This is a genomic window from Halomonas sp. Ps84H-12, assembly GCF_024124725.1.
Lineage (GTDB): Bacteria > Pseudomonadota > Gammaproteobacteria > Pseudomonadales > Halomonadaceae > Vreelandella > Vreelandella aquamarina.
Genome location: NZ_JAMXSJ010000023.1, coordinates 60,730 through 67,375 on the forward strand (window position 1 = coordinate 60,730; position 6,646 = coordinate 67,375).

Sequence of the window (6,646 nt, forward strand, 5' to 3'; positions counted from 1 at the left end):
TAGCTACCTCCTATTTACTTCCAAAGAGCACTGCATGTTTGTTGATTCTCACTGTCATCTAGACCGTTTATCAGAGCATACACATGGCGGCGATGTGGCCGCCACGTTGGATGCTGCCCGTGCTGCCAACGTTAGCCAGTTTTTAGCCATCTCTACGACGTTAGAAGAGCTGCCGGGCTTGGCCGCCATTGCTAGAGCACATCACGATGTGGCTATTTCCGCGGGCCTTCACCCGCTCCACCAAGCGCCAAATGAGCCGACGGTGGACGATATCGTAGAGGCTGCTGAACAGTATGGAGCGGTAGCGATTGGTGAGACAGGGCTGGATTATCACTACCAGGAGAGCGTGCCTGTCAGCGTTCAGCATGAGCGATTCAAGCGGCATCTCATCGCTGCGAATGAGCTAGAGTTGCCGGTCATCATTCATACCCGCGAGGCCAAAGAGGATACGCTGGCGCTGCTGCGTGAATACAGCAATCCTCAGGTGGGCGGCGTCATCCACTGCTTTACTGAAGACCTGGACATGGCGCGGGAGGCGGTTCGGCTTGGATTCTATATTTCTCTTTCCGGCATTATTACGTTTCGTAATGCGGCATCGCTCAGAACACTGGCACGTCAGCTTCCGCTGGATCGGCTGTTAATTGAAACCGACAGCCCTTATTTGGCCCCTGTCCCTTATCGCGGTAAGCCCAATGAGCCTGCCTGGGTCGTTGAAGTCGCGGAGTGTATTGCGCGTGAACGAGGCATCAGCGTGGATGAAGTTGCCATGCAAACGACCGTTAATTTTTACCATCTGTTCCGCGCTGCGGCACCAGACGCGCCTGCCCATGTCAAAGAGGCCTTGGCACAGTCTGGGCTTGTGGTGTAACACGCGGTGACAACCACTGGAGGTCGGTGATGAGTATTGATCGACTATTGCAGCAGTCAGAAGGCTCAGCATCTATTCCCCCTGTTGATACCTGGCAGCCCGCGCTATCAGGAGAAATGGATATCCTGATTCAGGAGGATGGCTCCTGGCTGCATGAAGGGCAGCCGTTTGCTCGTCCTGCGATTGCCAAGCTGCTCTCCAGCCTACTGCGTCTGGATGCCGATGGATACTGCCTGGTCACTCCCGTGGAGCGCTGGCGCATTGCCGTAGTGGACCGCCCCTTTGTCGTGGTCGAAGCGGATTTCCACGATGGTGCCTGGTGGCTAAAGACTCAATTTGACGATGTAGTACGTCTGGATGCCGAGCACCCCATGAGGTTGACTGCTTCTCCCAGCGGCGAGATGGCGCCCGAATGTGCTATCCGGTTCGGTTTAGCGGCTCGACTGCACCGCAACGTGTTCTATCGCTTGGTAGAGCAGGCGCGCGTGCAAGAGAATTCGTCAGGCCAGAGCGAGTGTCAGCTCTATAGTGCGGGAAGCTGGCACCTGCTTGGCCAGTGGAGCGATAGCGTGCCAAGTGAGGCGCCGTGAAGTTAACCGCCGAGCAGCAAGCTGTTGTTCACCATAGGGAAGGGCATGCGCGTGTAGCCGCCGTGGCGGGCGCAGGTAAAACCACGACCATGGCTGCCCGAGTGCTCCACCTGTTAGGCAGTGGCGTTTCTCCCAAGCGAATGCTGGTGCTGATGTTTAACCGCTCAGCGAAAGATGACTTCCAGCGTCGCCTAGCCAGCATGGCCTCAGCAGGCCAGCCGTTGCCCGACGTTCGTACTTTTCACTCCCTAGGCCACCGGCTGACCCAAAGCCTGTGCCGCTGGGGAGCGCTCGCCCCCAGGCGGCTACTCTCTGCTGAATGGCAAATGGAGCGCTTGCTTCGTCAAGCTAGCCTAAATGTGCTTGCCGGCCAGGTAGATCGTCGCGACGCTGCGCTGGAAGGTGATCGGCTAGAGGCGTTGGCGCATTTTTGTGGCCTAGTGAAGGCCGAAATGCTGCCTGCGGCGGCGCTTTATGAGCGCCTTAATTACGAGCCGGATACCGACTATTTTCCTACGGCCTTCGAAGAAGCCGAGCGTCTGCTGCACGCTGAAGGCGTCATGACCTATGCGGACCTGCTCTACCGCCCACTGCAGGCCCTGGAAGCGGACGCCACGCTCCGCAAGCGGGTCGAAGGTTTCTTGGATCATGTGATTGTTGATGAGTACCAGGATATCAATACGGTTCAGCAGCGGCTGCTGGCCGTGCTTGCTGGGCCGAGTGCGAATGTGATGGCTGTGGGCGATGCTAACCAATGTATTTATGAGTGGCGCGGTGCTCGTCCAGACACGATGCTGGAGAACTTTACCGCCACCTTCGGCAAAGCCACCGACTATCCGCTCTCCATGACCTTTCGCCACGGGCATGCCTTGGCGCTGACGGCTAACCACGCCATCATGGCCAATCAGCGTCGGCCCGATCAGCTCTGCTTGGCCGAAGCAGGTAATCCCGATACTCGCATAACCGTAGGTCAAGGAAGCCGACTGTTACTGGATGCCTTGATGGACTGGCAGGCCCAGGGGAGGGCGCTCAGTGATGCTAGCCTGCTAGTGCGAAGCTGGGCGCTCTCGGTGCCTTTCCAGCTTGCCTTGCTGCAGGCGGGTATCCCCTTTCGTCTGCTGCGAGAAGATCGCTTCGTGTTCCGCTTGCCCCTGGTGCAGGCGTTGGCAGGTTATCTGAAACTCTCCAGGCGTCCAGAACTGCTTCACGACCCAGAGCAGTTGCTGCTGCTGTTATCTCAGCCAACCCCCTTTGTCGCCCGTGAACGCCTGCAGCGTCTGGCTTACCAGTTAGCGACAACCCAGCAGTGGCCGGAGCGGCACGAGCCCGTTCTGGCAGCGCTAAAACCGTTACAGCGGCGCACGCTAAAAAAACGCTGGGAGCTACTGTGTGAGCTGCCCAAACTTAACGCATGGCCCCCGGCCAAATTGCTCGGCCATGTGGTAGAGGCGATTGACGCTGAAAAAACGCTGAAACGTGCCGCCGCTAGACGCGATAAAGGAGAGGAGGACGTGCGTTTGCTCGACGTGCTGATTGAGCAGGCTGAGAGCGTACAAGATCCAGATGCCTTCATTGAGCTACTTGAACGTCCGGTGGAGAATCAGGCTGGCGGCGTGCTGGTCAGTACCGTGCACGGTGCCAAGGGCCTCGAGTGGCCGCTAGTGGCCGTTGCAGGCGTTAATGAAGAAGACTTTCCCCACTATAGCCGCGATAACCCGCTGAATGATGAGCGCTTAGAGGAGGAGCGGCGGCTGTTTTATGTGGCCATCACGCGTGCCAAGGAGCAGTTGCTGGTTCTTCACGACGGAGGTGCACATCGGCCAAGCCGTTTTATTGCCGAAAGTGCCTGGCAGGATGGTATGCGTGTCGCCGCTTGTTTAGCCAATCAGCAGGCGCCAGATACGCCGTTAGAAGTGCAATCCCCTAGCTTAGTGGCCCGTTACTTGGAAAGAGTAGGGCGCGCCGACATTGCCTTAGCCGCACCACAGGTGAAGGAGTCTTCAGCTGGTTACCAAGCGGGTAGCCACTACTACCCCGGTCAGCGCTTGCTGCACGCAGTGTTTGGAGAAGGCGAAGTGGCGGCAGTAGAGGGTAATCCGTCCGACCCGGTGATTGATGTGCGGTTTGTGCAAGCCGGGCGACGTCGTCTCATCGCCCGCCGTGCACCTATTGAGGTGATGGAGCCTCCGGTGCAGCCAGCGTAGCCAGCTGCACCATTGCTATCCCTGTTATATATTTGGCCTGTTACATATTTGGATAGTTCGGGCCGCCACCGCCTTCAGGGGCTACCCAGGTAATATTCTGGGCGGGGTCTTTGATATCGCAGGTTTTGCAGTGCACGCAGTTCTGGAAGTTAATCTGGAAGCGTGGCTTGCCCTGATCATCCTCAACCACCTCATACACCCCTGCCGGGCAGTAGCGCTGAGCGGGTTCAGCATACTTGGGCAGGTTGTCACGAATCGGCAGCTCTGGGTCTGCGAGGCGCAGGTGGCAGGGCTGATCCTCTTCATGGTTCGTATTGGACAAGAACACCGAGGTGGATTTATCAAACGACAGTTTGCCATCTGGTTTCGGGTAGTTGATTTTCTCGAACTCAGCGGCTGGCTTTAACGCGCCGTGGTCGGTAGTGGTGTCATGAATGTTGGGTAGTTTATTGCCCAACAGCTGGTTCACGAAGTTATAGGCGCCGCCGCCAACCGTGCCATATTTGTGAATGGCAGGGCCGAAGCTCGCACTCTCTTTCAGCTCCTGGTAGGCCCAGCTGGCTTCCCACTTGCTGGTAAAGCTGGCAAGCTCTTGCCCACCCTCATCGCCATCTTTGATGGCTTCAAAAACGCTCTCTGCAGCGACCATACCAGACTTCATCGCCGTATGCAGGCCTTTAATCTTGGCAAAGTTCAGGGTGCCCGCATCACAACCAATCAACAGGCCGCCGGGGAAGGTCATTTTCGGCAGGCAGTTGAACCCTCCTTTGGCAATGGCCCGTGCGCCGTAAGCTACCCGTTTGCCGCCTTCCAGGTACTGGCTGAGCACCGGGTGGTGTTTCATGCGCTGAAATTCATCGAACGGGGAAAGCCACGGGTTCTGGTAACCGAGGTCCATAATCAGGCCCACTACCACCTGCTGGTTTTCCGCGTGGTAGAGGAACCAACCGCCGTGGGTGTTGCTGTCTAGTGGCCAGCCGGAGCCGTGAACTACCAAGCCGGGTTCGTGCTTCTCGGCGGGCACATCCCACAGTTCTTTCAAGCCGATGCCGTAATGCTGCGGGTCGCGTCCAGCATTCAGTGAGAAGTCATTGATCAGTCGCTTGCCTAGGTGGCCCCGTGCGCCCTCTGCAAACAGCGTGTACTTAGCGCGCAGCTCCATGCCGGGCATATAGCCATCCTTGGGGGTGCCATCGGCACCTACGCCCATATCGCCAATCAAAATGCCGCGCACCACATTATCTTCAATGATGACTTCCTGAGCAGCAAAACCAGGAAATATTTCAACGCCCAGCGATTCCGCCTGCTCGGCCAGCCAGCGGCACAGGTTGCCTGCGCTAATCACGTAGCGAGTTAAATCGCCGCCGGTGTTATGCATGCTTTTCGGCACCAGCGCATTAGGAATTTTTTGCGCTTTTTCGGCGTCTTTTAATAGATACACATCATCGCGAACGGCTGGTGTATTAAGGGGAGCATCGCGCTCCTCCCAGTCGGGGAAAAGCTCAGCCAATGCGCGCGGCTCGAATACTGCGCCGGAAAGAATGTGGGCGCCTACCTCAGAGCCTTTTTCGACGACACAGACGGTGAGTTCTTGCTCGGCCTCGTTGGCTTGCTGCATTAAGCGGCAGGCGGCGGCAAGCCCTGATGGGCCTGCGCCGACGATGACAACGTCAAAGTCCATTACATCGCGTTCAACGTTTTCCACCCGGTTTCTCCTTATTCTCATAAGCGCCATCTGTATCTAGCTAGCGAATGGGCACTAGCTTATGAAAAGATGGCCTTAATTTAAAACGGTCGTTTGCTTCTGGTTATCTCCCATGATAGGCATAATACCCGTGTCAGGTCACCCCTACGATGGCAAAAGCACACTTTATAAGTGTCGGTACGAATAGCGATACCGGCGGGCTACGACCAAGGCCGCACGAAGAGAAAGTTGTTGCTGGTGGGTAGGCTGTGGCAAATTGATAGGGTTTTTCATTTGCTAGCCTATCAAACGCTTGCATGAATTTTGAGCGCAGCCACTAGGTGGCGGCGCCTAGTCAGGTTAACGGCTTCTATCACGAGCCAAGCGAGGAACCTATGAAAGTACTCGTCGCGGTGAAACGCGTCATCGACTACAACGTCAAAATCCGCGTCAAAGCGGACCACTCTGATGTAGACCTTACCAACGTCAAAATGGCCATGAACCCCTTCTGCGAAATTGCCGTGGAAGAGGCGGTGCGCCTGAAAGAGAAGGGTGTGGCCACCGAGGTCGTGGCCGTGACCGTGGGCCCCAAGGCCGCCCAAGAGCAGCTGCGCACCGCGCTGGCGCTGGGGGCCGACCGCGCTATCCACATTGAAACCGACGAGCGCGCCGAATCGCTGGCGGTGGCCAAACTGCTGGCCAAAGTGGTAGACGAAGAGCAGCCCGGCCTCGTCATCCTCGGCAAGCAGGCCATCGACACCGACAACAACCAGACCGGCCAGATGCTCGCTGCGCTGACCAATCTGCCGCAAGGCACCTTCGCCTCAGAAGTCGCGGTAGATGGTGACAAGGTCAACGTGACCCGTGAAATCGACGGCGGCCTGCAAACCGTCGCGCTGACACTTCCGGCCATCGTCACCACTGACCTGCGCCTCAACGAGCCGCGCTACGCCAAGCTGCCGGACATCATGAAGGCCAAGAAAAAGCCGCTGGATGTCAAAACCCCCGCTGACTACGGCGTGGAAGTGGCTTCCAAGGTCACGCTGCTCAAAGTGGAATCCCCCGCCGAGCGCAAAGGCGGTATCAAAGTCGCCTCGGTTGACGAGCTGATCGACAAACTGAAAAACGAAGCCAAAGTGATCTAAGGTCGGCGTGACGTTGATCGACATGCTTTGAAAGGAGTGAATTCTATGAGCATTCTGGTACTTGCCGACCTGCATGAAGGTCAGTTGGCCAGCGCCACCGCCCACGTCGTGGCAGCGGCCCAAGCCATTGGTGGCGATATCGATGTGCTGGTCGC

General features: G+C 57.2%; 5 protein-coding genes and 1 pseudogene. 5 read left to right on the plus strand and 1 reads right to left on the minus strand.

Features of this window, described 5'->3' with window-relative positions:
* Window positions 1-34: 34 nt before the first annotated feature.
* The 3 genes from NH344_RS12135 to NH344_RS12145 are packed head-to-tail and all read left to right on the plus strand — an operon-like array spanning window position 35 to window position 3,662.
* Window positions 35-868 carry a TatD family hydrolase gene (locus tag NH344_RS12135; RefSeq protein WP_058577896.1) on the plus strand — a complete coding sequence of 278 codons (834 nt, stop codon included), beginning with the start codon at window positions 35-37 and terminating at the stop codon, window positions 866-868.
* A gap of 29 nt (window positions 869-897) precedes the next feature.
* Window positions 898-1,458: a DUF1285 domain-containing protein gene (locus NH344_RS12140; protein ID WP_089674952.1), complete on the plus strand. Its 561-nt coding sequence runs from the start codon at window positions 898-900 to the stop codon at window positions 1,456-1,458.
* The gene (locus NH344_RS12145) at window positions 1,455-3,662 is read left to right on the plus strand and encodes an ATP-dependent helicase (protein WP_062360075.1); all 2,208 of its coding nucleotides are present in this window, start codon (window positions 1,455-1,457) and stop codon (window positions 3,660-3,662) included. The genes NH344_RS12140 and NH344_RS12145 overlap by 4 nt, the downstream gene beginning before the upstream one ends.
* Window positions 3,663-3,702: 40 nt before the next feature.
* Here the strand turns inward: NH344_RS12145 and NH344_RS12150 are convergent, their stop codons facing one another.
* Window positions 3,703-5,367: an electron transfer flavoprotein-ubiquinone oxidoreductase gene (locus NH344_RS12150; protein ID WP_058577899.1), complete on the minus strand. Its 1,665-nt coding sequence runs from the start codon at window positions 5,365-5,367 to the stop codon at window positions 3,703-3,705.
* A gap of 374 nt (window positions 5,368-5,741) precedes the next feature.
* Here NH344_RS12150 and NH344_RS12155 point away from each other — a divergent pair, with 374 nt between their 5' ends.
* On the plus strand, window positions 5,742-6,491 hold the full coding sequence (locus tag NH344_RS12155; RefSeq protein ID WP_062373473.1) for an electron transfer flavoprotein subunit beta/FixA family protein: 750 nt from the start codon (window positions 5,742-5,744) through the stop codon (window positions 6,489-6,491).
* A 45-nt stretch (window positions 6,492-6,536) separates the two neighbouring features.
* Window positions 6,537-6,646, plus strand: a pseudogene (locus NH344_RS12160) (electron transfer flavoprotein subunit alpha/FixB family protein); the annotation flags it as partial.